Here is a 25,243-nt window from a genome sequence, read left to right as displayed (position 1 = left end):
ATTAAAAGGAATCGTCGTCGTAGGACGAATCGTCATCGCCTGAAGAATCTCCGTCGTCCGATTCGTTCGAGCCGGTGTTCATATCGTCCATGAGGTTGTCGTCTTCGTCATCGTCGATGTTGATGACGTGCTTGACTTTGGGTGCGGATCCCGGCGGCTCAAGTTTGATATGGATAAGCGTTTCGACTTCTTTGAGCGATTTCCCCGTCGCAAACGAAATTTCATCTTCGAGCAGTTTGCGTGCGGAATCGTAGAGCTTTCGTTCGAGGATCGGAAGTTCTTTTACTTTGCTGCGGTTGTACAGGCAGCGCACGATCGTTGCGATGTCGTTGATGCTTCCTTTTTTGAGCAGGTCGAGGTTCATCTGGTAGCGGAGCTTCCAATCCGACGTGATCGGTTCGAAATCGTCGGAAAGCAGGTTGAGCGCTTTTTCCGCTTCGGAAGCGGAAACGATGGCGCGGATACCGAGTTCTTCGGCATATTCAACACGTGCCATGACGGTCATATCCGACGCTTCGATATAGATATTGTAATACGGCACCATTTCGCCGTTAAAAAGCTGGTCATTGATGGCGATGATTTTTCCGACGCCCTGACTGGGGTAGACGATCTTTTGATTTACGCGGAATCTCGAAGATTTCGATTTTTTTGAAGACGCTTTTCCTGCAGCGGATTTCGGATGAGCCGCCTTTGCGCCTGTTTTTGCTCCCGTCTTCGGAGATGTGCTTTTTGAGACGGCTTTCTTCGTCGTTAAAAGTTTCGATGCGGATTTTGCCGCTACTTTTGAAGATGCCGCCTTCGCGGGTTCTTTCGCTTTTGTCGATGCCTTTGCTTTTGTTTCGGATGTTGCCGATTTTTTTACCGCAGTTTTCGTGCCCGTTTTTGCCGAGCTTTTCGCCGCCGGCTTTGCAGCGGATTTTCCGCTTTTTTTTGCACCGGTTTTGGATGCGGCTTTTGCAGACTTTTCGGGAGCTTTTTTCGCTTTTGCCGATGTCTTTGCTTTTGCTTCGGATGTTGCCGATTTTTTCGGATTCGTAGTTTTTGCCATATCGCTGCAGTATACCACAGGGCGGCAAAAAAATCAAACCGGATGCCGTAAACCGGATGCCGTAAAGCGTTTCTAAAAAACGGTAATATATGCGAACTATTTCAAATTATATCACGATTTTCACTTGTAATTGTTTGTTATTTACGCTATTGTGTCATTATGTGTGCTGTGTCTGATGGACGCATGCGCGGCATATAAAGCCGCATCTGTCGATTTTCCGGATCCTGTATAGTGCTTCCTGTCAGTCCCGTCACACAAATCAGGGGCGGGCGTTTGCCCGCAGGGTACAGGTATACACATGGATTCAGAAGACATCTCTTTCGAAGACCTCGGTCTGGACGAACAGACCCTGGCCGCAGTAGCCCGTAAAGGCTTTGTCACTCCTTCTCCGATTCAAGTTCTCGCAATTCCGCGCCTTTTGGACGGAGACGCAAATGTCATCGCGCGCGCGCGTACGGGAACGGGAAAAACTGCCGCATTCGGTTTGCCGCTCGTGCAGCGCTTGAGAGGCGGAAGCGATCACGTCAAAGCGCTCATCCTTGAGCCGACGCGGGAACTTGCCGTTCAGACGTGCACCGAAATGCAGTCCTTCGCCGACGGAAAATTTCCGCGCACCTGCGTCGTTTACGGCGGCGCGTCGATGCTGTCTCAGATACGCGATTTGAAACGCGGCGTTGAAATCGTCGTCGGCACTCCCGGCCGCATTCAGGATCACATCGAACGCGGTACGCTCGACATCGGCAAAATCGATTATTTCATCCTCGATGAAGGCGATGAAATGCTCGATATGGGTTTTATCGAAGATATCGAAGCGATTTTCGAAAAAGCCAATCCCGCAAGCCGCATCCTGCTTTTCAGCGCGACGATGCCTGCTCCGATTCTCAAAATCGCTTCTCAGTTTATGGGCGAATACGAAATCGTCGAAGAAGAAGGCGTCGTCGACGAGCCGCTGCTCATCGAACAGAAATTTTGGGTGCTCCGCGAAAGCGAAAAGATAGACGCCCTCGTGCGCCTCATCGATATTGCCGACGATTTTTACGGTCTCGTCTTTACGCAGACGAAGATGGACGCCGACACCGTCGCGCGCCAGCTCGACGAACGCGGCTATGAAGTCGCAGCTCTTCACGGAGATGTTGCGCAGAGCCAGCGCGAAAAAATCCTCGCGAGATTCCGCCGAAAAAAAACGCGCATCCTCGTTGCGACCGACGTCGCCGCCCGCGGCATCGATATCACAGGTCTCAGCCACGTCGTCAATTATTCCCTTCCGTTCGACGGTGCGACGTACGTGCATCGTATCGGACGCACGGGCAGGGCGGGAGCTGCGGGAACGGCGATCACCTTTGTTCGTCCCGAAGAGCGGAAGCGCAAACTCAGCTATATGCAAAATGCGATCCGAAAAAGCACGAAGGGAGAGCTTAAAGAAGAAGCCGTTCCGACGATCGAAGAAGTCGTCGCAAAAAAACGGGAGCGGCTTTTCGACAAACTTAAAAGCGATATCGGCTTGTCTTCGCGGCACGATCGCGTTTCGGAAAAAAGCGATGCCGATAAATTAATAATTAATAATTCCGATGCACAGACGGATATCTCCGCTTCGAATGACGAAAGCGATATGTACGGTGTGCCCGATGCGGAGGGGCAAAACGATGTGTCCGTTGAGGCTGCGGCATCCGACGCGAACGCAAAGGACGATACGGAAGTACAGAGCGATGCGGATATGCGGGGTGATACGAATCTTCAAAAGCCCGCGCTCATCAAAGCCGATGCTCAGTTTGCGGAAATGGCGAAAGAGCTGTGCAAAGACAACGATGCCGAAGACGTGCTCGCGGCTGTTATGTCCGTACTCTACGGCACATCGCTCGATGTTTCCCGTTACGGAAAGATTGCACGTCAAAAAGGCGAAGCGGGTCGAAACCGCGTTTCGTTCGGAGGGGCGGGCGATCAAGTGCGCCTCTACGTACAGATGGGACGGCGCGACGGATACGGGCCTCGCGAAATTGCGGATTATTTCAGCGATCTCCTTCATATTCCGGGGCGCTTTGTCGACCGCATCGATATGGCCGCGAATTTTACGCTTTTGAGTCTTCCCGCCGATTCGGCAAAAAAAGCGCTCGAACTGTCCAAAAGAGGCGGCGATGTTCCGCACATCCACGTCGATTCGAAGTCCGGCGGCTTTGAAAAAAAATCACGTTCATCGTTTCGAGGCGACGGCGAATCCTTCGGCGGAAAAAAGAAAGCGGGACGTTTTGAAAGGAGTGCGGGCGGCTTCAACGAAAAAAAATTCAGAGCGCACGGTAGGCCGAACGTACATACGCCGACGGAGCGGAGCGGAAGCGCGGGCCTGTATCGGCGTAAATCCTCCGGAAGAGCCGAACGCTTTTAGGTCGCTCGTCGAGTTTCGATTTCGGCTTTGCGTTCTCTCGGTGTTTTATTGCATTAATTCCCGCCGGATATCGTCCATGCGGTCGAGCCGCCCCTGATCGAGTGCGACGAAAATATTTTTTTCCTGTGTCGGAAGCACGAGGCCTTTCGGACCGTTTTTCGCACGTCGGAGATATTTTACTTTCGTATAATAGACGTCGGCTTTTCCCGCTTTGCGCCCTTTCGAATAGTAGACTGCAAGGTTTGCCGCGTCGAGCAGCACATCGCGCGGTACGGTTTTTCCCGGCCGGTTTTTAATAAAAACGTAGCCTCCCGGAAAGTCGCGCGCGTGCAGCCACATATCTTCGCCTCGAACGTGGCGGCGTAAAAGTTCGTCGTTTTCGTTCGCGTCGCGCCCTGCGATGATGTACCAGCCGTCGACCGTGTAATCGAGACCCGGATGCGCTTTTTTCTTTTGCTGTTCCGGTTTTGTGTTTTGTCTGAGCAGCTGTTCTATCTTTACGGGATTTTGTTCGCGCACGATGTCGCCGTAGCGTTTGTCGAGCGCTGCGATCTCCTTTTTTTCGATTTCGATATCGTGAATGAGCTGTTCCGCTCCCCGCGTTTCTTTTCGATACCGTTCGTAATATGCCGCCGCATTTTCCTGCGCGTTTTTTTTCGGATCGATTTTGATCCGCACCCTTCCGCCGGTATCGTAATCTTCACATTCGAGAAATTCGCTTTTGCCGTCGAGCAAGTGTCCGAAAGATAATATCAAATCGCCCTGATGTTTGTATTGTCCGGCATTTTTAAAAGATTCCCGTTTCGCTTTCAGCCGTTCGAGAGAGGCTTCTCTTTTCGATTTTTGTGCGGCATACCATTTTTCCGCCTGCGCCAAAAGCGCCGCGCGCGAAAGAGAGCGGGCATGCTCACCGTACCACATATCGACTTTTTCGTTAAACGAAAGAGGTGCTGCGTCGGGATGCTCTTTTGCATAGCGATCTTCGACATCGCCGAAGGTGCGGACGGGATGCTCTTTTTGCAAAAACGCTTTTTCGTTTTCGGGAAGCGCAAAGGTACCGCCCGCGATTTCGCCCTTTGCAGGACGGCGATACATCGTATCGAGGATTATGTTCGATTCCGTACACAATACGATATTTGCAGCTCCGCTCCACAAACGTATATACATGATAAAACTTTCGTCGGCGTGCGTAAGCGTCATTTTAATAATGCGCTCAAAACCGACTTGTGCGCAGGATGTAATCCGGGAGCCTTTTATGCGCGATTTTAAAAATTCCATAAAGCGCAGCGGCTTATCGTTCCGCGTGATTTTCCGTTTCGTCTCGTGTATGCGGCACGAAGCGTGTGCAGTGCAGATAAAGAGCGTGAGCGCCTTTCCGTTTTTATATGTGCAGAGCGCAAGCGTATCGTAGCCGGGCTGGATAATGTCTTGGATAAAAGCGCCTTCGAGATCGAGTTCCGCAAGGATTGCGTTTATTTCGTTGCAGTTGAGCGACACGGTATTGTCTCCGGTGATACGGCAGTGTAATTCGAAAAACTATTTTTTGTCTTCCTGCCGTTTTGCGATCTGTGCGTTCAGCTCGATTGTCCGGTGCGTTTGTTTTTCAAGCCGCTGTGCAAGCATTCGTGAAAGGAATAAGCCGTAGTGCGGATTTTTCCGTATCATCTGGAGAAAATCTCCTTTCGGAATTTTAATAAGTTTGCAGTTGCCGACGGCGAGAATCGTTGCCGAGCGTTTGTCGTTGAGCAAAAACGACATCTCTCCGATAAACACGTCGTTCGGCGACATGACGGTGACGAGCTTCCGTCCGGAATAGACCGCATAGCGTCCCGATACGATAAAGAAAAGATCGGTCGTCGGTTCGTTTTGGCGGCAGACGATTTGTTTGTCGGTGTAGGTCACCGTTTCGAAATTCGACATGACTTGCGGTACCGTATTCGATTCGTCGATCCTGTTATTGATTTCGAATACGACTTGATTGCCTTTTTCGTTGTACGCGATTTTCGAAACGAGTTCCGCCGCGATACTAATGCCTCTGCCGTGCAACGCTCCGTCACCTTCGTTTTTTTTGCCGATGTATTTCCGCCAATCGAACCCGTCGCCTTCGTCCTGAATCGATACGGTCGACTTATGCTTGCCGATCGCATACGTGATCGTAATCTGTTTGTTGGCGTATCGCGGGTCGGCGGCACGTTCCGTGATGAGGCTGAATATATCTCCGTGCGTTTCCATCCATTTTGTTTTTTCTTCATACGAGATATGCAAGTTGCCGTGTTCGAGCGCGTTTGTCAAAAGTTCGGTCAACGTCATCTGGAGATCGTTACGGTCGTCGCTGTTTATTCTGTTCGTGCTGTATAAATAATTAATAAGGAACGACGTGTAGAATCTGATGTCGAGAGGATCGTTGCCGCAAACGAAAGTACCGTTTTCTTCGCCTCCGAAATCTTCCTGCATACCGCGGTTGAAAAGAAATTTTTGATTTTGCCACAGGATGCGCAACAGATGAATAAAGTGGAATGAAAAGTCGTTTATCGTTTGAATTGAAAGGATATTGGAGTCTTTCAGCTCTTCGAGCTCTCGCATCTGTTTTCTGTCTTTACAAACCGCGATGATACCGCCGTAGTGCAGCCACGGATCGGTGTTCACTTCTGAAAGGATTTTGCCGCAGTCGATATTTTCGGAAGTGTAGTCGAGTATCTTGATTTCCGGCAGTTCGTAATTGATGTAACTTATGATATCGTCGGCATCCGTTCTGATATCCGTGCCGAAATCGTCTGAAAATGCGGCACAGCCTTCCCGCACCGTATCGATAATTTTTTTATTCGATGAGACGAGCAATATCTTTTTCATATCAATAGTATAACAGATATCCGCTTTTTTTCATAGATCTTTTTTTATACATACATATACGAAAATATCACATATTTGATACACGGAAATCAATTTTCAAGCCCCCTATTTAAAAAGTCGATAAAATGCTAAAGTAAGAGCATGAGGTGGGAAACATTAGAAGATGCACTTGCAGTGCTTGAGACGGAACGGGAATACGACGGGTATTTTTGCAGCGTACAAGATGCGGTTATCATCGTGATTTTGGGAAGCCTGTGCGATTTGCAAAGCGTAAAGAAAATCCACGAGTGGGCAACAACCGAACATGTCAGAAAGTTTCTGGAAGAAACCTTCGGGATCAAACGGATACCGTGCTATTGGTGGCTTTTGAGTCTGCTTGCAATCATACGGCCTGAATCACTGAATAAATGTATGAAACAATGGGTAGCTTCGGTTGTACCGAATCTTGCAGCAAAACTTGAGACGGAAGAGGAAGAACAAAGCAAGAAGAAAAAGAAGCAGCCGTTGACGATAGCCATAGACGGAAAAGCTATCCGCTCAACGGGAAAGATGAAAAAATACGACAATCCCTTGCATATCATCAGTGCACAGATAGGTGAATTGGGGCTGACACTTGCCCAAAGAACAGTCGAATCAAAGAGTAATGAGATTCCGGCTGTACCGGAATTGATAAAAGAGCTTGAAATTAAGGGCTGTATGGTGGTCGCGGACGCAATGAACTGTCAAATAGAGACTGCCGAAGCGATAATTGGGGCGGAAGCGGATTATTTGTTAAGTGCGAAGGGCAATCAGGAAGCACTTATGAACGATATCGCGGAGTATGTTCAGGATACAAAGCTGAGAGCGACGATGGACAGCATCACGCAAACGGAAAGAGGACATGGGCGGAAAGAAACACGGAGTGCATATACGAGTGATGATGTTTCATGGCAGCCGGGAGGACGAGTATGGCCGGAACTCAAATGTATTGGAGCAGTGCATACGCGATTTGAGACGAACAAAGGGGTGACGGAAGAATGGCATTATTATATTTCAAGTAAAGCGTTACGAGCGGAAGAGCTGCTCCATCATGCAAGAGAGGAATGGTCGGTGGAATCGATGCATTGGCTGTTGGATGTACATTTTGACGAGGACAGATGCAGGGTGCAGAGTAAGAACGTACAGCAGAATCTCAATATGCTGCACAAGTTTGCGCTGAACATAATCCGCATACACAAGCGGGAGACACAATCGAAGCTGCCGTTGAACGGTATTATGTTCCGTGCTCTTATGAATCCTCAAGCATTATTACCGCTTTTGGGCAAAACTTGATTTCCGTGTATTTGATATATATATAATTGACAAACGCTTCATAATACGTAAATATATAAATTTAGGAGTAAACACTATGACACAAACCTCTTTTTTCTATAAACTCCCTAAACTCCCTGCCGTAAAAAAACAATCGTCTCTCGTACGCAAACTCAGCAGCGTCAACAGGATCACGGTTTTTTTTACAGCGATCGTCTGCGGACTTGCGCTTGCCGTTTTCTTTTATCGCATACTGACCGCACAGCACGAGCAGTCGACGAAAGCGAGCGTTGCGGGTTTTCAGCTTTTGCTCGACGACTTCGGGTCACGTGCGGAGGGAGCGGCCGCATCGATCGCAGGTCGTCCCGATGTCGTGCAAGCCGCTCGCAGCCGCAGTCACGCCGATGCGTATAAAATCCTTGCCGAACTCATCGGACAGATGCATGTCGATTTTATCGTTTTAACCGACACGCGAGGCAATATCATCGCGCGGGGACACTCGGAACGCTTCGGTGATAACATCATCAATCAAAACGCCGTCAGGGAAGCGGTCAGAGGCCGCGCGACGTATTCGTATGAAAAGGCGGTGCTTGTTCGTTTTGCGATCAGAGCGGGATGCCCCGTATACGACAGCGAACGAAGGGTTATCGGAGCGATCGTTTCGGGATTCAACGTATCGTCCGCCGATTTTTTGAAAAAGGCGCACAAAATCTTCGGCTGCGACGTCATGCTTTACGACGGTACGGAAGCGGTCGCATCGACGATCTCGGACGAAAAAAACGACATACTTGCCGCTGCGGTCGGTGACGATTGCTCCGAAGCGGTGCTCGTGCGGGGCAAAAGTTATGCCAAAATGGATACGATCGGAAAGAGCCGGTACTACGTCATCTATTGGCCGGTTTTCGATGTCGCAGGTAAGCCTGCAGGCATGTGGGCGCTTGCAAGCAATTTTTCCTCAGCAAGAACGGAGCTCGCAAAAACGATCGGCATCAAGATGATCGAAATCCTCGCGGCGGTCGTCGTATTGCTCGTCATCCTCGTTTCGATTATCGCAAACCGCGTGTTCGGTTTGGTTATGCGGCCGCTTCAAAAAGTGTCGCAGGCGTTTATCGCGCTGTCGGAAGGAAACGCAAATCTCGCCGTCAAGATCGACGCGCCGTCGGACGACGAAATCGGCTTGCTCGTCACGGGATTTAATAAATTTATTCAAAAGCTGTATGCGATCGTTAAAGACGTAAAAGAAAGCAAAGCGACGCTCGTTACGGCCGGTGAAGATATGACCGGCAGCGCGGACGATACGTCGAGCGCGATCACGCAGATCATTGCGAATATCGGCAGCATACATACTCAGATGGACAAACAGGAGGCGAGCGTAGCGCAGACTGTCGGCGCCGTCAACGAAATAGCGACGAATATCGACTCGCTTGAACAGATGATTCAAAATCAATCGAGCAGCGTGACCGAGGCGTCTGCCGCGATCGAAGAGATGATCGTCAGTATCGCATCGGTCAATCAATCGGTCGATAAGATGGTCACATCCTTTTCAATGCTGCGCGATAAAGCGCAGGACGGTTTTATGAAACAGACCGACGTCAACGCGCGCATCGAGCAGATCGAAAGTCAATCCAATATGCTGCAGGACGCGAATACGATAATCGCGGACATCGCAACGCGAACGAATCTGCTTGCGATGAACGCGTCCATCGAAGCCGCCCATGCGGGTAAAGCGGGAAAGGGCTTTGCCGTCGTTGCGGATGAGATCCGTAAATTGTCGAAATCCTCCGCGACTCAGTCGAAGCGCATCGGCGAAGAACTCAGCAACGTACAGCAGGCGATCAGCAGCGTCGTCGGCGCTTCCGCCCAATTGAGTGAAGTGTTCAAATCGGTTTCCGACGAATTGAATGTTACGAATCGGTTCGTGCTGTATATCAAACAGGCTATGGAGGAACAGAATGAAGGTTCGAAACAGATAGATGCATCGCTGCGCGTCGTAAACGACAATACGACGAACGTACAGAACGCATCGCGCGAAATGGCGTCCGGCAATAAATCGATTCTCATCGAAATCAATAAATTGCAAAACAATGCGTTCGGCATGAAAGAAGGCATAAATGAGATGGCGACGGGCGCACGGCAGATAAACGAAACCGGTTCCGCGTTGGAAAATATTTCGGTGCGGATGAAAGAGGCCATACAAAAGATCGAATCGCAGATCGATCAGTTTGAACTGTAATCGACGTTTATGAAAAAGACGGGAAGCGAAATAATCGTCAAGCTGCTCGAAACGGAAGGGATCACCGTCGCGGCGGGAATCCCCGGCGGTTCGATTTTGCCGCTGTACGACGCGCTTGCGAAAAGTTCGATCCGCCATGTGCTCGCCCGTCACGAACAGGCTGCGGGTTTTATCGCGCAGGGCATGGCGCGGAGTACCGGAAAGCCCGCCGTTTGTTTTGCGACGAGCGGGCCGGGTGCGATGAATCTCCTTACCGCCGTCGCCGACGCCCGAAGCGATTCCGTTCCGATCGTTGCGATTACGGGGCAGGTGAATACGAGCCTTATCGGTACCGACGCGTTTCAGGAGGCGGATACTTTCGGCCTTTCCTTTCCGATTGCAAAGCACAGTATCATGGTAAAATCTCCGAAAGAGCTGCTCGTCGCGATTCCCGAAGCCTTTGCGATCGCGGTGAACGGGCGGCCGGGTCCGGTACTCGTCGACGTTCCGCGCGACGTACAGCTTTCTTCGTGTGAATTCGATTCGTGGCCCGATATCGCATCCGTTACGATACACGATATACGCTTTCATACGCCGCCGTCCGAATACGCTTCGAGTATGGATCGCATAACCGATGCGCTTGCCGAAGCTCGGCGTCCGGTACTCTTTTGCGGAGGGGGCTGTAATTCGGAAGCGGCGGCAAAAGAACTGCAAAAATTTCTGAAAAGTTATCGTCTGCCGGTAGTGACGAGTCTTATGGGAATAGGCTGCGTGCCTTCCTCTTTTGAAATGTTTGCCGGCATGGTCGGTATGCACGGTTCTTACGCGGCAAACGTCGCTATGCACGATGCCGATCTCGTCATCGCCGCGGGTGTCCGCTTCGACGACAGGGCGACGGGCGTCGTGTCGAAGTTTTGTCCGAAAGCGCGCGTCGTGCACATCGACGTCGATGCGGCTGAAGTCGATAAAATCATCGACGCCGATATTTCGGTTGTCGCCGATGTCGGATCCGTCTTTCCGATCCTCGTGCAGCTTGCGTCCCGAAAGCAGGAGCTTTTCGCATCGAATTGGCAAAACGCGGAAGCGCGCGCCGTGTGGCTTGAAAAGATCATAAAGCTAAAAACGGAAACGTTTTCACCCCTTTGCGGTGCGGCAAAAAAATCGTCCTACGGCAATCCCCGCGAGTGTATCGCTTCGATTCCGCTTTTCGCTGAAAAAGCGGGTATGAGGCGCGACAAACTCATCGTTACGACGGATGTCGGTCAGCATCAAATGTGGACGGCTCAGTATTATCCCGTCGAAAAGCCGAGAACATTTCTTACGTCGGGCTCGCTCGGTACGATGGGATTCGGACTGCCCGCCGCAATCGGAGCCTCTCTCGCGCACCCTGAATGCCGCGTCGTGTGTGTTTCGGGCGACGGTTCCATCCTCATGAACATTCAGGAGCTTGCAACGCTTTCCGAGCAAAACCTTGCGGTGACGGTCATCGTTTTCGACAACGGTACGCTCGGCATGGTATATCAGCAGCAAAAATATCTTTTCGGCGGAACCTACGCTGCAAGCGAATTTTCTCATCGCGTCGATTTTGTTGAAATCGCACGAGGTTTCGGCATAGAGGCGGTCGATGCGGCCGAAGATGAAAAGTGGTACGAAAAAGCGTTTTCTCCGAAGCGGGAACGAAAGCCGTTTTTAGTGCGCATCGAAATCGATTCTGCGGAAGATGTACTGCCCTTCGTTTTGCCGGGCAAAGCGAATATCGATGCGCTGCGATAAGATCTGCACGGAAGGGGGCAGTCTCAAAGACGGTTACTTTTTCAACAGCCCCTTCATCATAATAATATTAATGCACGAATAACGAAACGATAAATACGACGATGATCGTCGTGATGCCCTGTACGAGCGTTACCCCCGTTTGACACTTATACGCCTGCTGCGTGTTCATGTCGGAAAACTGCGAAACGACCCAGAAGTACGAATCGTTTGCGTGGCTCACCGTCATCGAACCCGCGCCTATCGCCATGATCACGAGCACTTTGCCGATTTCCGATGTAAAGCCGAGAGCCGGCATGAGCGGCGCGACCATTGCAGAAGTCAAAATCATCGCGACCGTGGATGCGCCCATCGCGGATTTTAAAATCGCCGCGATGATGAAGGGCAGGAAAACGCCGACGTGCATCTGTAAAAGAGAGGAGCTCAACGCATCCGCGAGCGGAAGCGATTTTAATATTTCGCCGAATGCGCCGCCTGCGCCGGTGATCGCGAGGATGCCCGCCGAATTAGTCACTCCGTCGGTGACCCACGAAAGCGTATTCTTTTTTTCCGATTTCGGAATGAGCGTCGTCGCAAGGACGATACCCAAGAGCAGCGCGATGACAGGGTTTCCGATAAACGAAAAGCACATCTTTACGGCACCGGTACCGAAGGGGTGCGACGGAAAATCGCCGATGCTCTTCAACGCGATGAGGATGATCGGTACGAGGATCGGAGCGAAGGAATGCAGCGCACCCGGAAGCTTGCCGTATTTTTCTACGAGCTCGTCTACCGTATATTCGGGATTCGCCGGAATATCGATTTTGCCTGCTACTTTGTTTGCATACAGGATACCCATAAAGGTTGCCGGCAGCGAGATCAAAAGACCGATCCCGATGACCAAACCGAGGTTCGCATTGAGCGTGCCCGCCATTGCGATGGGGCCCGGCGTCGGAGGGACGAGACAGTGTGTCGCATACAAACCCGCGCTGAGCGCCGTCGCCATAACCGCAAGCGATTTGTTCGACTGCGCCGCAAGCGCGCGGCTGATCGGCGAGAGGATGACGAAGCCCGAATCGCAAAAAACGGGGATACCCGTTACGTAACCCGTCAATCCCATTGTGAGAACCGACCGCTCTTTGCCGACGAGTTTCAAAATAGTGTTCGCCATCGTCAGCGCCGCGCCCGTCTTTTCGAGAATCGTGCCGATGATCGTACCTGCGAGGATGACGATACCGATACTCGCTAAAATGTTCCCGAAACCGGTTTTTACTTTGACGATAACGTCTTCCGTGTTCATTCCGCACAGCAAACCGACGGCGATCGCAATGACCGTCATCACGATAAACGGATGAATTTTCAATTTGCTGATCGCGAGAATCATGGCTATTACCGCAACGATAATAACCGCCAACATGTACGCACCTGACATTTAAAGCCTCCTGCTTATTAAATATTTCAAAATTATTAAATGCGATACGGTTTAATAATTTTGATAATGCTCTGCGATTACAGTACGACGACACTGCCGGTCGCAAGGCGGCAGTCGGTTACGGCGTTCGTCTCTGCGATGATTTCGTGGACGCGGTTTCCGCTGCAGTGACAGAACCCCGTTTTTCGTACGCCTTTTTTTTGCAGTTCTTCGATCGTTTTTCGGATACGTTCGTCGTCGGCTTCGACCAAATGCGATCCCCCGTAGACGGCGGATACGGGTTTGTCGAAGTGTGCGGCTACCGATGCCGTCATATTGAGTATACCCGGATGCGAGCAGCCGACGATGATCGTAAGCGATGAGCCTCCGTCGTATACGAGACAGACTTCGTCGTCGAAAAAATCGGGAACGGTATTGCCGACGACTCCTTTTACGAAGCGTTCGGGAATCGTTTCGAATGCATGCGTACGGGCGAACCCCGAAAAAGCGTACAGCGAATCGCTCAACTGCAGGCAGCCGTCGCATGTTCTGTGGGCGATACCGCAGCTGTCGAGCAGCGCTTTATCGAAACTCGCGCCGAGGTACGTAAACGCACCGTTTAGAAAATTGTATTTCGGAAGAAAAAAATCGGGACCGGTAACGAGTTCGCGTACGCGGTATGTTTCGACAAAAGAGGCAAAACCGCCTGCGTGATCGTAGTGCGAGTGACTTATGACGACGCACTCCACGTCGTCGAGCGGGACGTTCATCAATCGTGCGTTTTCGGTAAAGATGCCCGTCGCGCCCGTGTCGAATAAAAAAGATTTATCGTCGACGCGGAGCAAAAGGGAAAGACCGTGTTCGACTGAAACCGATTTCAGTTCAGCCTGCGTGTTTTCGAGCAGCACCGTAAGACTGTTCATAGCTTCTCCGTTTTTGAATATAATAATATTGTACATCGTCATTTTCAAAAGTCAAGTTTTTTAAGCGATCCGGCGGCGCGGAAGGTATGCGATTTTTCGTTTTCGCCTGCGGTCTGTTGACCGTGCTTGTGAAATTATATATACTAGTATTTTAGTAGGTTATTAGTGTTATTATGATTGTCTTACAAAACGTCAACAAAACGTATCGTCTCAAAGATGCACGCGTTGAAGCGATCAAAGACGTGTCGCTTCGGATTCGCGACGGCGAGATCTTCGGCATCATCGGCTATTCCGGTGCGGGAAAATCTTCGCTCGTCAGATGTATCAATTTACTCGAAGTCCCCGACAGCGGTTCGATTTCGGTAAACGGAACGGACATCACGCGGGACGAAGGCGGAAAGTTCAAACGGCTTTCGAATCACGAAATGAAAAAAGTGCGTAAAAAGATAGGCATGATTTTTCAGCACTTCAATCTGCTCGACCGTTCGACCGTGTTCGGAAATGTGGCATACCCGCTTGCGTATTCGGGGCTTGCAAAAGAGGAAATCCGCTCCCGTGTTTTCGAACTGCTCGAACTCGTCGGCCTCACCGATAAAGCCGCTGCGTATCCGTCGCAGCTTTCAGGCGGACAAAAGCAGCGCGTAGCTGTTGCGCGCGCTCTTGCAAACAATCCGAGCGTGCTGCTTTCGGACGAAGCGACGAGTGCGCTCGATCCCGAAGCGACCGAATCGATTCTTTCGCTTTTGAAAGAGCTCAATAAAAAATTAAATCTTACGATCGTTCTCATTACGCACGAAATGTCGGTTATCAAATCGATATGCCATAAAGTTGCGGTGATGGAAAACGGTCGCGTGGTCGAAGAAGGGGATGTGTATTCCATTTTTGCATCACCCGTTCAGGAGATTACAAAGAAATTTATCGCGTCTCAATCTTCTCTTTCAAAAATCGATATGCTCGCATCGGGCGGTGCTCTTATCGGCACGCAAGGCGGCGGTACGCTTGTTAAATTGCAGTTCGAAAAAGATGCCGTCGGAGATGCGCTCATTTCGGAAGTGTCGAGAAAGTTCGGCGTCAATTTGAATATCGTACTTGCAAACGTCGATGTCATTCAGGGCGAACCTCTCGGTGCGATTATCGCCGCAATAAAGGGGGATGCGCAAAACGTCGCCGCCGCTCTTTCGTATTTCCGAAGTAAAAACGTAAAAGTGTTTGAAAATATCATTCACGACGGAGGCAAATGATGGAATTTATGGAACGATGGTTACCGAACCTGTATTCCTATTGGTATACATTTCTTGCCAACTGTGCGTCGACATTTCAAATGTTTATCATATCGGGTACAATCTCGTTCGTGTTCGGTATGATTTTCGGCGTACTGCTTATCGTGTTCAAAAAAGACGGCATAAAAGAAAACAAGCCCTTTTACACGGTCGTCAGTATTTTTATTAATTTATTCCGATCGATCCCTTTCGTCGTGCTCCTCGTATTTTTGATTCCGTTTACGAGGGCGCTCGTCGGAACGGCCATCGGAGTGAAGGGTGCGATCATTCCGCTCATTTTCGGAACGGTGCCGTTTTTTTCGCGCCAAGTCGAAACCGCCCTTGAAAACGTCGATCCCGGAAAGGCGGAAGCGGCGCGCAGTATGGGAAGCGGTACGTTCGGTTTGATCTTCCGCGTGTATCTTCACGAATCGGTGCCGGAACTCATTCGCGTAACGACGATCACGGCGATTTCTCTCGTCGGCCTTACGACGATGGCGGGCGCCGTCGGCGCGGGCGGGCTCGGCGATTTTGCAATCAATTACGGACAGGGATTGAATCATCAGGATATCATCTATGCGTGTATCGTCGTACTGCTGCTGTTTATCTGCCTTTTGCAGTTTACGGGTTCGTTTTTTGCAAAAAAGACGACGAACCGCGAGCTCGTTAAAAAACACTATTGATCGTTTTTCCGGAATCGGGCGAAACGGAAAAACAAAGGAAACGATGGCCGTTTCAAAAGTCGCTCACTTTTTCGACAGTTCGATAGCATGTACAGGAGAATCGTATGAAAATTATTAAGAAATTGGTAAGTGCCGTTTTTGCAGGCGCTTTGATTGCAGGCGGCGCTTTTGCGCAAAAGAAGGGCGCGGCGACGGTAAAAGTCGGCGTATGCGGATCGTCAAACGATCAGTGGAAAGCCGTGCAGTATGTGCTCGACAGCGAAAAATCAGGTATCAAAATCCGGCTCGTCGAATTCAGCGCGTACAATCTTCCGAACGAAGCGCTCAATTCCGGAGACATCCATCTCAACGCATTTCAACACAAAGCCTATCTCAATAACGATGCGTCGAAAAACGGCTATAAAATTACGGCTGTCGGCGATACGCTCATCGCGCCGCTGACGCTGTATTCGAAAAAATACAAAAGCGTCGACGATATCAAAAAAGCCGCCGGTATGAACGGAACGAAGGCGGTTCGGAAAAACGCGCTTCGTCTTGCCATCCCGAGCGACGGAACGAATTTGAGCCGCGGTATCAAACTGCTTGAAACGGCGGGCTTTATCGAAGTGAACCCCGCCGCGGGCTATACGCCCGAAATGAAGGATATTACGAAGCTCGTGTACAACGTCGAAGTCGTGCCGCAGACCGCAAATACGCTGCCGCAGACGCTGAACGATTATGCGGGTGCGACGATCAACGGCACCTATGCGATTCCGGCGGGCTTCGTTCCCTCGCGCGACGGATTGATAATCGAAAAGCAGTCTTCTTCGGGCGACAATCCCTACGTCAACGTCATCGTCGCCCGCACGAAAGATAAAGACAACGCGCTCTATGCGAAGATTGTGAAAGCCTATCAATCGCAGACGGTTGCCGAATATATTCTTTCAAAGTACAAAGAATCGTATTTTCCGGCATTTGCATACGGTACGATCGATGCGAATACGGCAGCAGCGACGGTAAAAAAAGTCGACGCTGCAGTCCGTTGGTAAAAAGAATACGCGTATGGATGAAGTCGAAAAGCACTTGACGGCTGAAATACAAAACGATCATCGGTATGTCGTCGGTTTGCGGCGGTACTTCCACATGCATCCTGAAATCGCACGGGAAGAATTCAATACCGCAAAAAAGATCGAAGACGAACTCGACGCCGTCGGCATCGCGCATAAGAGAGTCGGCGAAACGGGTGTGTATGCCGAAATCAGGGGAACGAAGCCGGGTAAAAAGACGATAGTGCTCCGAGCAGACATCGACGCGCTTCCGATTCAGGAAACGCACGCTTGCGAATACATGTCGACCGTTCCGGGAAAAATGCATGCATGCGGACATGATGCGCATACGGCTTCTCTCATCGGTGCCGCGCGTATTTTGGCTTCTCATACCGATGCCTTCGGCGGTACGGTGCGCTTGACCTTTCAGGCGGGTGAAGAGATCGGATACGGCGCGCGCATCTTCGTCGACGGCGGCTTCCTCGACGGAGCCGACCGCACGTTCGGCATCCATGCGGCCTCAAACGTTCCCGTCGGTTCCGTTGTCGCAATGGAAGGACCGAATAACGCGAGCGTCGATTGGTTTAAAATAAGCGTGCAAGGCTATCCCGCGCACGTATCGACGCCCGAACTCGGAGTCGATGCCGTCTATATTGCAAGTCACATCGTCGTCGCTCTGCAGGCGCTCGTTACGAGGCGTACTTCTCCGATGGACAACGTGCTCATCGGCGTCGGAAAGCTTACGGCGGGGGATGCATACAATATAGTCGCGCAAAAAGCGGAACTCGAAGGGACGATCCGCGCGCTCACTCCGGAGACGAGAAAAGCGGTAAAGGGGCAGCTTGAAACGCTCGCGTCGAATATCGCTTCGTCGTTCGGCGGGACGGTGAAAATCGAATGGAAAGATTTTACGTCTCCGCTTATCAACAGCCGCGAAGCGGCTCTCGAAGTGCAGCGTCTCGCATCCGATATTTTCGGAAGCGATAAAGTGATTACGCAGCGAAAGCCCTCTCTCGGAGGCGACGACTTTGCCGAATATATTATTAAAGTGCCCGGAGTCTACGCCTATGTCGGAACCGGAAATCCCGAAAAAAAAGAAACGATCGCCGCTCATCACGATTCGATGTTCGATATCGACGAAGAAGCGTTGAACGTTGCGGTGTCTTTATATACGTTTTATGCTATACGATTTTTGAACGGCACGGTGTAAGCGAAAGAATGCAAACCCGTAAGTGCGTATGTGCGATTACGGGTTTGTGCATTGAAAAATCACATAAAGATATCGAGTATGAGCAGGGCGGCAAAGCCGACCGCCCATGCGATCGTCGTTGAAATCGACCACACGCGGATCTGCTCTTTCGTATCGGTGATGCCGCTCAAACGGTTTACGACCCAATAGAAGCTGTCATTGAAGTACGAAAAGAAGAGCGAGCCGACCGTCGCCGCGAGCGCGCCGAGTACCATATTGCCGCCTGAGGCCGCAACGATCGGAGCGGTGATTCCCGCAGCGGTGATCATAGCGACGGTACCCGAACCTTGTACGAAGCGCACGAGCGTCGCGATGATAAAGGGCAGGAGGATGACGGGAATGTGCGTCGCAGCGATTCCCTGTGCGATGTAATTTCCGACGCCCGCATCTTTGATAACCTGTCCGAGCGCGCCGCCGCCGCCGGTTACGAGTATGATGATGCCTGCACTTTTGATGCTCGCCTCAAGCGTGTTGATAACGGACTCTCTGCTTTGCCCGCGCGTCAGCGTAAAGATCGCAAGCAGCGTTCCGATCAGCACCGCGAAAATCGGCGTACCGACGACGAAAAAGAACGTCGCGATCGGTCCCGTCGCTTTCAATGCGGAAAGAACCGTATTTAATAAAATGAGTACGACCGGCAGGACGATGGGCATGAACGAGACAAATGCGTTCGGCAGTTTTTTCGCGTTCGCACCGCCGTTTGTATCGTATTGCGGTTTTTGATATGGCGGACGCTGCCATTCGCCTTCTTTGTCTCCCGGGATCTGATAAATCTTTTTACCGAGCCATTTGCCGTAAAACATAACCGCGAGCGTCATCGGGATGGATACGACGAGTCCGAGCAGTAAAAAATTACCGACATCGATTCCGAACGTTCCTGCGACACCGAGCGGACCGGGCGTCGGCGGTACGAGCGAGTGCGTGATGACCAAGCCGCCTGCGAGCGCGACGCTCAGCGACACCATCGATTTTTTCGTTTCTTTTGAAAGCGCGCGTGCGAGCGGTGAGAGGATGACGAATCCCGAATCGCAAAAGATCGCGATCGAAACGACGTATCCGGTAACGGCCATTGCAAATTCTTCCCGTCCCTTGCCGAAGAGTTTAAGAAAAACCCTTGCCATGCGCTCCGCAGCTCCCGACGCTTCGAAGATCTGTCCCATCATGACGCCCAAGCCGATGATGATACCGATTCCGCCGAGCGTTCCGCCGAAGCCCTTCGTGATCGTCCCCGCGATCGCCGTCGGCGCCATGCCGCCTGCAAGTCCGATGATACACGATGCGATAATCAACGCGATAAACACGTGGACTTTCGTTTTGAGAATGAGCAGAATCAGCACTAATAGTCCGATCCCGAGTCCTAAGAGCATCTGTGCTCCCGAAATGTCTCCCATACTTCCTCCTATAAAAACTTTTGCAGGAAATATCAATTTCCGAAAAAGTTTTTAGCCGTGCGCATAAGCGCACACGTTTAATAGTCGAGTTTGCAAATACAGTGTATTGTACTCATACGATTTTTATCGAGATAGCACTTATACACGGCTTCTGCAAACATCCACGCAAACTCGAGATAAGAACGCTGCGATTTCGAGCAATGCACAGAAATCGCGAGTGTTTCCGATAAAAGAAAAACGCTTCAGTGTTTTTCGGCTCTAGACTCCAGCGACGGCGCTATTTCGGACGGCGCTTTTTATCGTACCTCCTATAAAACGTTGTTATGTTATACGGCTCCAATCCGCATAATCACCCGTTAATAAAATTCGGCGAATACTTTACCGCGAGGCGGATCGCTTCTATCATACTCACCGCACTCGCCTTTCCCGTGCCGGCAATGTCCATTGCAGTGCCGTGATCGACGGACGTGCGGAGAATCGGCATGCCGCCGGTAACCGAAATCGTACGCTCGAAATCGAGCGTTTTCGTCGCGATGTGTCCCTGATCGTGGTAGAGCGAGAGGACGCTGTTGAATTTGCCGGTGAGCGCGAGATGGAAGACGGAATCCGCTCCGACGGGGCCTGCGACGGGATAACCCTCTTTTTGGAGCGCTTCGACCGCAGGCGTTACATCCGTCACTTCTTCGGTTCCGAACAGTCCGTGTTCGCCCGAATGCGGATTCAATCCCGCGACGGCCATCGTGCCTTCGGTCACGCCGAGTTTTTTGAGCGCGTCGAGACAGCGCTTTACGTAATCGATGATGCGCTCTTTTTTTACCATCTTGCACGCTTCGATGAGAGATACGTGCCGCGTCAAAAAGAAAACGCGCAGGCCGCGCACTTCGAACATCGTAAGCGGATCGCTCGTGTGCGTCAGCGCTCCGAAGATTTCCGTGTGGCCGATAAAGGGTACGCCTCCCGCTTTGAGCGCTTCTTTGTTGATCGGAGTCGTAGCGACGGCCGCGACTTTATGTTCCATCGCGAGCGAAATGCTTTTTTCGATATAATCGTATGCGGCTTTTCCGCACATGCCGTCGACTTTACCGATTTTAAACCTTGCCATATCGATATTGTCGAAGTCGATGAGGTTGAGTACGTTTTCGCGGTAGTCGCCGTCTTCGGGATTTTCGATGCAGCGTATCGAAAGCGGCACTTTGGTAATCCGTATCGCGCCTTCCATGATTTTTTTGTCGCCGATCACGACGCATTTTGCCGCGGCACACGTGTCTTTGTCCGCGACGGCTTTCGCAACGATTTCCGGCCCGATACCTGCGGGGTCTCCGATCGGAATCGCAATAAAAGGTCTTGCCATAGTATTTTCCCCCTTAAAATTGTTTTCAAATTAATAATTTCTCTACGGCTGCACAACGCTGCAGCTTTCCGAAGATGCGCCCGATCATGCCCGATGCGCTCAGGCGGCACCATTTAAATATGCGTAGTCAAATACGCGATGCAGTCTTTGAGCGCATATTTATCGCCGGCCATGCCGCCCTTTGTAATCACTTTCAAACCGTCGAATTCTCCCCCGCACAGTTCTCCGTAGGCGGCAAGCGGCAGCACTTCCGTATGCAGCTTGATGCTCGATACGCGAAGCGCATCGTAGACGGCGAGCGTTATATCGCCTCCGCTCGTGTAAAGCGCTTTGACGTCGTTTTGCCGTCGCAAAATTCCTGCAGTCATAGCTGCGAACGACGAGTTGACGATATCCGACAGTTCGTCGGACGTACGATTCGTCAGCTTTTCGTATTTTGTAAAATCGACTCGCTTGTCGGGATCTATACCCTCTCCGATAAGCGCGTAGATGCGGAATTGCTGAGCGGCCGCCGCAATCGATCGTATATTGCGCTCTATTTCCGCTTGTCGTGCTTCGTCGCTTTTTATAAGTTCTTCGATCTTTACGAGCGATACGAAGATATCGCGCGACGGAAGCACTTCGTCGATCTGCGTTTTTGCTACGGCGTTTACGCTTCCGATTACGAGCAGTACGGATCCGTCTTCATTTTTTGTCCGGGGGACGACGGTACTTTTGACGAGCGCCGCGGTAAACGGTCCCGGGCCGACGCTTATAAACGGAATGCCCGCAGCGATTCCCGCACCGGCGATCAGCTCCAAATCGTCGTCGGTGATGCAGTCGAACAGGATCGTACGTATACCTTCTTTTGCAAGCGCCGTTATGCGCTCGGCGACGTATGCTTTGCCTTTACGTAATTCCCCCAAATCGACGGACGCGACGGGATATTTCGACTGCCTGCGAAATATGTCTTCGACGCGGGACGTATCGATCGGGTTTTTCGGATCGACGGCCGCGCTCGTTTTATGGAGCGGTACCGAATTGACGAGCATATATCCGCCGCAGACGATTCGTCCGGACGACGGAAAACTCGGAGCTACGAGGGCGGTGTAGTTTCCTCCGAGCGCGTCGAGCATCGCATCCGTTTCCCGGCCGAGATTTCCCCTGAGCGTACTGTCGATGCGTTTGGCATATACTTTCGTATCGACGCTTTTTAATTTTTTTGTCGCTTCGAACACGCGCCGGTACGCTTCTTCACTCGTGCGGCTTCTGCTGTTTGTCGGATACAGAAGGCAGTCGCATTCATCCTGTATGCCTTGCGCTCCGTCGAGCTGTAAAACGGTGTATGCGCTGTAGCCCGCTTTATGCAACAGCACGCCGGTCGCGTTTGCTCCCGTCAAATCGTCTGCTATGATTAAACACTGCGGCATAATTCCTCCCTCATTATACGGCGATCACGCTGATGCGTTTTTTGCGCAGCGCGATCAGCTCCTTTTCCGTGAATTTTTTATCGGTGATGACACCGGTATAGTCGGCAAGCGTATTGATTTTGATCGTCGCCCGCTTATCGAATTTTTCTTTGTCCGCGACGAGATACGAGCGGTCGCTGTTTTCGACAATCTTTCGCTTCAGCGCGACTTTTTCGAGCGTCGGCGTACGTACGGTAAAATCTTCGTCGATCGCAGCCGTTCCGATAAACGCCGCGTCGATAAGAAAGTTTTCGATTATCCGTTCGGCAAACATACCCATCACACATCCGGTCGTCTTTTGAATATATCCGCCGCAGACGTATACGTTTGTCCTGCTCTGCGACAGCATCATCGCGATCTGTAAGTCGTCGGTGATGACCGTTACGTCTTCTCTGTCGGCGATGAGCTGTGCGATTTGATACGTCGTCGTTCCCGCATCGAAAAAGACGGTATCGTTCGCCTTGATGAGCTTTATCGCCGCATTTGCGATTCTGCATTTTTCGGCGGCGTTGGAAACTTTTTTGTTGTAATACGGCGTTTCCTGTTTGATGATCGCCCCTCCGTGGCAACGGTTGATGAGGCCGCGCGTTTTTAAACTCGTCAAATCTCTGCGAATTGTCATCGCGCTTACGTCGAGCTCTTTTGCGAGAGAATCCACTTGAACGGAGCCCGCCGTTTTGATTTTATCCAAGATATAGCGTTCCCGTTCTATTTCCAACGTTTTTACTGCATTTTTTTTCATCATTTTGTACGTTTCTTGTTGTTCGATTATGTTCGAACTTGTTTGATTATAAACCTGCCGTCAAAACCTGTCAAGGATTTTTTTACTGTATTTTTTTTGCTGTATTCAGCCGGTCTATGCGTGCTGATCGCTTTGTCCGCTCAAATTGCATAGCCTCTTTAATCGACTCTTGCGGTGGAATAGCCGAAAATCCGATTATATGCTATACTGAGCACGAGGTATTGTTATGGCAATGATAATTATTTTTACGATTGTAATCGGCGCGCTTATCGGATGGCTTGCCGGAATTTTTATGAAAAGCAAACACGGGTTTTGGATGAACTGTCTGATCGGCATCATCGGTTCGATTGTCGGTTCCGCCGTTGCGAATGCGCTTAACATCGGCGGAGGGGGATTCGCTTCTTCGATAATCATCGGCGTTGCAGGTTCGTGCATCTTTATCGCAGCTGTCCGCGCGATCATGGGTAAAAAATTCTAAACGTGGAAAAGTTTAAACGAGCCGCTGAAATGGCGCGTCTCGTTTAACTTCGAGTTTTCTTGCAGAAAACTCGCGGATGTACGTGTGCGCGCTCGCGCACCAATTCAACAGTCTCCAAAATTGATATTTTGTTCGACTGTTGAATTTTAAGGAAGGTTTAAACGAGCCGCTGAAATGGCGCGTCTCGTTTAACTTCGAGTTTTCTTGCAGAAAACTCGCGGATGTACGTGTGCGCGCTCGCGCACCAATTCAACAGTCTCCAAAATTGATATTTTGTTCGACTGTTGAATTTTAAGGAAGGTTTAAACGAGCCGCTGAAATGGCGCGGCGCTTTTAACTTCGAGTTTTCTTATGAAAACTCGCTCATATACGTGTGCGCTCTCGCGCACTAACGCGGCATTTTCGAAAATTGATATTTTCTGCAATGCCGCATTTCAAAGAAGGTTTAAAAGCGCCGCTGAAATAGCGCGGCTCGTGGATACGAACTTATCGAAACGCGCCCGCTATCGACTCGGGAAAATAAAAATACCGCTTTCCGATGCGCGATACTAGAATCGAACTAGTGACCCCAAGCGTGTCATGCTTGTACTCTAACCAACTGAGCTAATCGCGCACCTGAAAGCGGTGTAGTGATTACTCTATCGGATATCGAATGTTTCGTCAAGATGCGGATTTATTTTATCCGGAATTCAATCGGGTTATTTACAAAAATCGGCATACAAGTTATAGTGGAGCGCATGTGTCGCCAGGATGGTGGAATTGGTAGACACAAGGGACTTAAAATCCCTCGGCAGTTAAATGCCGTGCCGGTTCGATTCCGGTTCCTGGCAAAAGCCTTTATGTTTTCGGATACTCATTTTCATTTTTTCAAAATGTGCGAACGCACGGGCAGCGACGGCGCGGAAATCCTTTCCGAAATGGCAAAGCGCAATTGTCTTTTTGCGCTCGACATCGGTACCGAAAGCGGCGATTTGTCTGCGCGAAAAGCCGCACTGGAAAAAGCGCTTTCACTCGTAAGCGGAGAACTGCAAAAAAATGCCCGGCGCATGCTGCATTATACTGCGGGCTTGTGGCCTTCTTCCGACGCGATTATGCATCGGAAAGAGATGACGGAAACGCTCGAAAAAGATATCGCTTCGTTTTCCGAAAAGATCGCAGCTATAGGAGAGTGCGGCATCGACCGGCATTGGAATCCGTCCGCCGGCGGAAAATATGAAAGCGATTCCGATCGGGCGATGAGGGAAGGGGAGTGCGAGCTTTTTGAAATGCAGATCGAGCTTGCAAAAAAACTCAAGCTTCCGATTGTCGTGCACAGCCGCGACGGTTTTGAAGATACGTATCGGTGCATAAAAAATTCGAAATACGACAGAGGGATCATCCACTGTTTTTCGTACGGCATCGAAGAAGCGCGCGCCTTTCTCGACTGCGGCTGGTACATCAGTTTCAGCGGTTCGGTTACGTACGCAAAGCGCGGCAAAGCGGACGAAATGCAAAAGCTTTTGAGCTGCGTTCCCTCGGACAGGATCCTCTGCGAAACCGATTCCCCGTACCTTGCTCCCGTTCCGTATCGCGGCAAAACGAATACGCCGCTTTTTGTCGAACACGTTTACCGCTATGTCGCAAAAGCGCGAAACCTAAGTCCCGAAGCGCTGAGTGAAATCGTCGATGAAAACTGCCGCCGTCTCTTTGTGCTCGAAGGATAGGCAGCGCGGGACGATATCGCTTTTGTCGTATTTTGCGTTGCGTGCAGTAGT

The 25,243-nt window shown here is 50.7% G+C and carries 19 protein-coding genes and 2 tRNA genes; 11 read left to right on the top strand and 10 right to left on the bottom strand.

The features are described 5' to 3' along the window. Position 1 precedes the first annotated feature (1 nt). Positions 2-1,048: a CarD family transcriptional regulator gene (locus HRI97_RS12645; protein ID WP_366793970.1), complete on the bottom strand. Its 1,047-nt coding sequence runs from the start codon at positions 1,046-1,048 to the stop codon at positions 2-4. 298 nt (positions 1,049-1,346) lie between these two features. Between HRI97_RS12645 and HRI97_RS09020 the strand changes: the two genes are divergently transcribed. After that, a complete protein-coding gene (locus HRI97_RS09020) occupies positions 1,347-3,428 on the top strand; it encodes a DEAD/DEAH box helicase (RefSeq protein WP_253725136.1) in 2,082 nt (693 codons plus the stop codon). Positions 3,429-3,473: 45 nt separating this feature from the next. Here HRI97_RS09020 and HRI97_RS09015 read toward each other — a convergent pair whose 3' ends face one another. Together HRI97_RS09015 and HRI97_RS09010 are read right to left on the bottom strand one after the other, a co-directional pair. Continuing rightward, positions 3,474-4,925 carry an NFACT RNA binding domain-containing protein gene (locus HRI97_RS09015; RefSeq protein WP_253725135.1) on the bottom strand — a complete coding sequence of 484 codons (1,452 nt, stop codon included), beginning with the start codon at positions 4,923-4,925 and terminating at the stop codon, positions 3,474-3,476. Positions 4,926-4,964: 39 nt separating this feature from the next. After that, positions 4,965-6,278 (bottom strand): cyclic nucleotide-binding domain-containing protein, encoded by a 1,314-nt coding sequence (locus HRI97_RS09010; protein ID WP_253725134.1) that lies wholly within the window; start codon positions 6,276-6,278, stop codon positions 4,965-4,967. A 141-nt stretch (positions 6,279-6,419) separates the two neighbouring features. On the opposite strand from HRI97_RS09010, the gene HRI97_RS09005 reads away from it, so the two are divergent. The 3 genes from HRI97_RS09005 (at position 6,420) to ilvB (ending at position 11,553) form a co-directional block, all read left to right on the top strand. Next, entirely contained in the window at positions 6,420-7,589 is a 1,170-nt protein-coding gene (locus tag HRI97_RS09005; RefSeq protein ID WP_253725133.1) for an ISAs1 family transposase, read from the top strand. Between the two features lie 76 nt (positions 7,590-7,665). After that, positions 7,666-9,801, top strand: a complete 2,136-nt coding sequence (locus HRI97_RS09000; RefSeq protein WP_253725132.1) for a methyl-accepting chemotaxis protein — start codon at positions 7,666-7,668, stop codon at positions 9,799-9,801. 9 nt (positions 9,802-9,810) lie between these two features. Next, positions 9,811-11,553 (top strand): biosynthetic-type acetolactate synthase large subunit, encoded by a 1,743-nt coding sequence (gene ilvB / locus HRI97_RS08995; RefSeq protein WP_253725131.1) that lies wholly within the window; start codon positions 9,811-9,813, stop codon positions 11,551-11,553. 67 nt (positions 11,554-11,620) lie between these two features. On the opposite strand, the gene HRI97_RS08990 is transcribed toward ilvB, so the two are convergent. Continuing rightward, complete coding sequence (locus HRI97_RS08990) at positions 11,621-12,961, bottom strand: GntP family permease (protein WP_253725130.1); 1,341 nt, start codon at positions 12,959-12,961, stop codon at positions 11,621-11,623. A 77-nt stretch (positions 12,962-13,038) separates the two neighbouring features. Beyond that, a complete protein-coding gene (locus HRI97_RS08985; protein WP_253725129.1) occupies positions 13,039-13,863 on the bottom strand; it encodes an MBL fold metallo-hydrolase in 825 nt (274 codons plus the stop codon). Positions 13,864-14,036: 173 nt separating this feature from the next. Between HRI97_RS08985 and HRI97_RS08980 the strand changes: the two genes are divergently transcribed. From HRI97_RS08980 to HRI97_RS08965, 4 genes are all read left to right on the top strand, one after another. Beyond that, positions 14,037-15,104 carry a methionine ABC transporter ATP-binding protein gene (locus tag HRI97_RS08980; RefSeq protein ID WP_253725128.1) on the top strand — a complete coding sequence of 356 codons (1,068 nt, stop codon included), beginning with the start codon at positions 14,037-14,039 and terminating at the stop codon, positions 15,102-15,104. Further along, on the top strand, positions 15,101-15,805 hold the full coding sequence (locus HRI97_RS08975) for a methionine ABC transporter permease (RefSeq protein ID WP_253725127.1): 705 nt from the start codon (positions 15,101-15,103) through the stop codon (positions 15,803-15,805). Before HRI97_RS08980 ends, HRI97_RS08975 begins: the two co-directional genes overlap by 4 nt. Before the next feature lie 104 nt (positions 15,806-15,909). Further along, positions 15,910-16,833, top strand: a complete 924-nt coding sequence (locus tag HRI97_RS08970) for a MetQ/NlpA family ABC transporter substrate-binding protein (protein WP_253725126.1) — start codon at positions 15,910-15,912, stop codon at positions 16,831-16,833. A 13-nt stretch (positions 16,834-16,846) separates the two neighbouring features. Continuing rightward, positions 16,847-18,040, top strand: a complete 1,194-nt coding sequence (locus HRI97_RS08965) for a M20 metallopeptidase family protein (RefSeq protein WP_253725125.1) — start codon at positions 16,847-16,849, stop codon at positions 18,038-18,040. Positions 18,041-18,099: 59 nt separating this feature from the next. On the opposite strand, the gene HRI97_RS08960 is transcribed toward HRI97_RS08965, so the two are convergent. From HRI97_RS08960 to HRI97_RS08945, 4 genes are all read right to left on the bottom strand, one after another. Next, entirely contained in the window at positions 18,100-19,470 is a 1,371-nt protein-coding gene (locus tag HRI97_RS08960) for a GntP family permease (protein WP_253725124.1), read from the bottom strand. 349 nt (positions 19,471-19,819) lie between these two features. Further along, positions 19,820-20,821 (bottom strand): 4-hydroxythreonine-4-phosphate dehydrogenase PdxA, encoded by a 1,002-nt coding sequence (gene pdxA / locus HRI97_RS08955; RefSeq protein WP_253725123.1) that lies wholly within the window; start codon positions 20,819-20,821, stop codon positions 19,820-19,822. Between the two features lie 113 nt (positions 20,822-20,934). Next, the gene (locus HRI97_RS08950; RefSeq protein ID WP_253725122.1) at positions 20,935-22,230 is read right to left on the bottom strand and encodes a four-carbon acid sugar kinase family protein; all 1,296 of its coding nucleotides are present in this window, start codon (positions 22,228-22,230) and stop codon (positions 20,935-20,937) included. A 13-nt stretch (positions 22,231-22,243) separates the two neighbouring features. Beyond that, positions 22,244-23,014, bottom strand: coding sequence for a DeoR/GlpR family DNA-binding transcription regulator (locus HRI97_RS08945; RefSeq protein WP_253725121.1), 771 nt, complete (start codon positions 23,012-23,014; stop codon positions 22,244-22,246). A 223-nt stretch (positions 23,015-23,237) separates the two neighbouring features. Between HRI97_RS08945 and HRI97_RS08940 the strand changes: the two genes are divergently transcribed. Beyond that, on the top strand, positions 23,238-23,489 hold the full coding sequence (locus HRI97_RS08940) for a GlsB/YeaQ/YmgE family stress response membrane protein (protein WP_253725120.1): 252 nt from the start codon (positions 23,238-23,240) through the stop codon (positions 23,487-23,489). 539 nt (positions 23,490-24,028) lie between these two features. Here the strand turns inward: HRI97_RS08940 and HRI97_RS08935 are convergent. Continuing rightward, positions 24,029-24,102, bottom strand: a tRNA-Val gene (locus HRI97_RS08935). Between the two features lie 131 nt (positions 24,103-24,233). Here HRI97_RS08935 and HRI97_RS08930 point away from each other — a divergent pair. Together HRI97_RS08930 and HRI97_RS08925 are read left to right on the top strand one after the other, a co-directional pair. Continuing rightward, a tRNA-Leu gene (locus tag HRI97_RS08930) sits at positions 24,234-24,319 on the top strand. A 9-nt stretch (positions 24,320-24,328) separates the two neighbouring features. Beyond that, entirely contained in the window at positions 24,329-25,192 is an 864-nt protein-coding gene (locus HRI97_RS08925) for a TatD family hydrolase (RefSeq protein ID WP_301338884.1), read from the top strand. Positions 25,193-25,243: the final 51 nt, after the last annotated feature.

The sequence above is a fragment of the Treponema socranskii subsp. buccale genome, assembly GCF_024181585.1.
In the GTDB taxonomy this organism is placed as follows: domain Bacteria; phylum Spirochaetota; class Spirochaetia; order Treponematales; family Treponemataceae; genus Treponema_D; species Treponema_D buccale.
Note: the sequence above shows the minus strand (reverse complement) of the source record. Positions and strands in the feature narration are given on the sequence as shown.

What these genes read in the sequence shown, in the direction of transcription:
- HRI97_RS12645 (WP_366793970.1), bottom strand. Translation starts at nt 1,048, where the DNA reads ATGGCAAAAACTACGAATCCGAAAAAATCGGCAACATCCGAAGCAAAA.
- HRI97_RS09020 (WP_253725136.1), top strand. Translation starts at nt 1,347, where the DNA reads ATGGATTCAGAAGACATCTCTTTCGAAGACCTCGGTCTGGACGAACAG.
- HRI97_RS09010 (WP_253725134.1), bottom strand. Translation starts at nt 6,278, where the DNA reads ATGAAAAAGATATTGCTCGTCTCATCGAATAAAAAAATTATCGATACG.
- HRI97_RS09005 (WP_253725133.1), top strand. Translation starts at nt 6,420, where the DNA reads ATGAGGTGGGAAACATTAGAAGATGCACTTGCAGTGCTTGAGACGGAA.
- HRI97_RS09000 (WP_253725132.1), top strand. Translation starts at nt 7,666, where the DNA reads ATGACACAAACCTCTTTTTTCTATAAACTCCCTAAACTCCCTGCCGTA.
- ilvB (WP_253725131.1), top strand. Translation starts at nt 9,811, where the DNA reads ATGAAAAAGACGGGAAGCGAAATAATCGTCAAGCTGCTCGAAACGGAA.
- HRI97_RS08990 (WP_253725130.1), bottom strand. Translation starts at nt 12,961, where the DNA reads ATGTCAGGTGCGTACATGTTGGCGGTTATTATCGTTGCGGTAATAGCC.
- HRI97_RS08985 (WP_253725129.1), bottom strand. Translation starts at nt 13,863, where the DNA reads ATGAACAGTCTTACGGTGCTGCTCGAAAACACGCAGGCTGAACTGAAA.
- HRI97_RS08980 (WP_253725128.1), top strand. Translation starts at nt 14,037, where the DNA reads ATGATTGTCTTACAAAACGTCAACAAAACGTATCGTCTCAAAGATGCA.
- HRI97_RS08975 (WP_253725127.1), top strand. Translation starts at nt 15,101, where the DNA reads ATGATGGAATTTATGGAACGATGGTTACCGAACCTGTATTCCTATTGG.
- HRI97_RS08970 (WP_253725126.1), top strand. Translation starts at nt 15,910, where the DNA reads ATGAAAATTATTAAGAAATTGGTAAGTGCCGTTTTTGCAGGCGCTTTG.
- HRI97_RS08965 (WP_253725125.1), top strand. Translation starts at nt 16,847, where the DNA reads ATGGATGAAGTCGAAAAGCACTTGACGGCTGAAATACAAAACGATCAT.
- HRI97_RS08960 (WP_253725124.1), bottom strand. Translation starts at nt 19,470, where the DNA reads ATGGGAGACATTTCGGGAGCACAGATGCTCTTAGGACTCGGGATCGGA.
- pdxA (WP_253725123.1), bottom strand. Translation starts at nt 20,821, where the DNA reads ATGGCAAGACCTTTTATTGCGATTCCGATCGGAGACCCCGCAGGTATC.
- HRI97_RS08950 (WP_253725122.1), bottom strand. Translation starts at nt 22,230, where the DNA reads ATGCCGCAGTGTTTAATCATAGCAGACGATTTGACGGGAGCAAACGCG.
- HRI97_RS08945 (WP_253725121.1), bottom strand. Translation starts at nt 23,014, where the DNA reads ATGATGAAAAAAAATGCAGTAAAAACGTTGGAAATAGAACGGGAACGC.
- HRI97_RS08940 (WP_253725120.1), top strand. Translation starts at nt 23,238, where the DNA reads ATGGCAATGATAATTATTTTTACGATTGTAATCGGCGCGCTTATCGGA.
- HRI97_RS08925 (WP_301338884.1), top strand. Translation starts at nt 24,329, where the DNA reads ATGTTTTCGGATACTCATTTTCATTTTTTCAAAATGTGCGAACGCACG.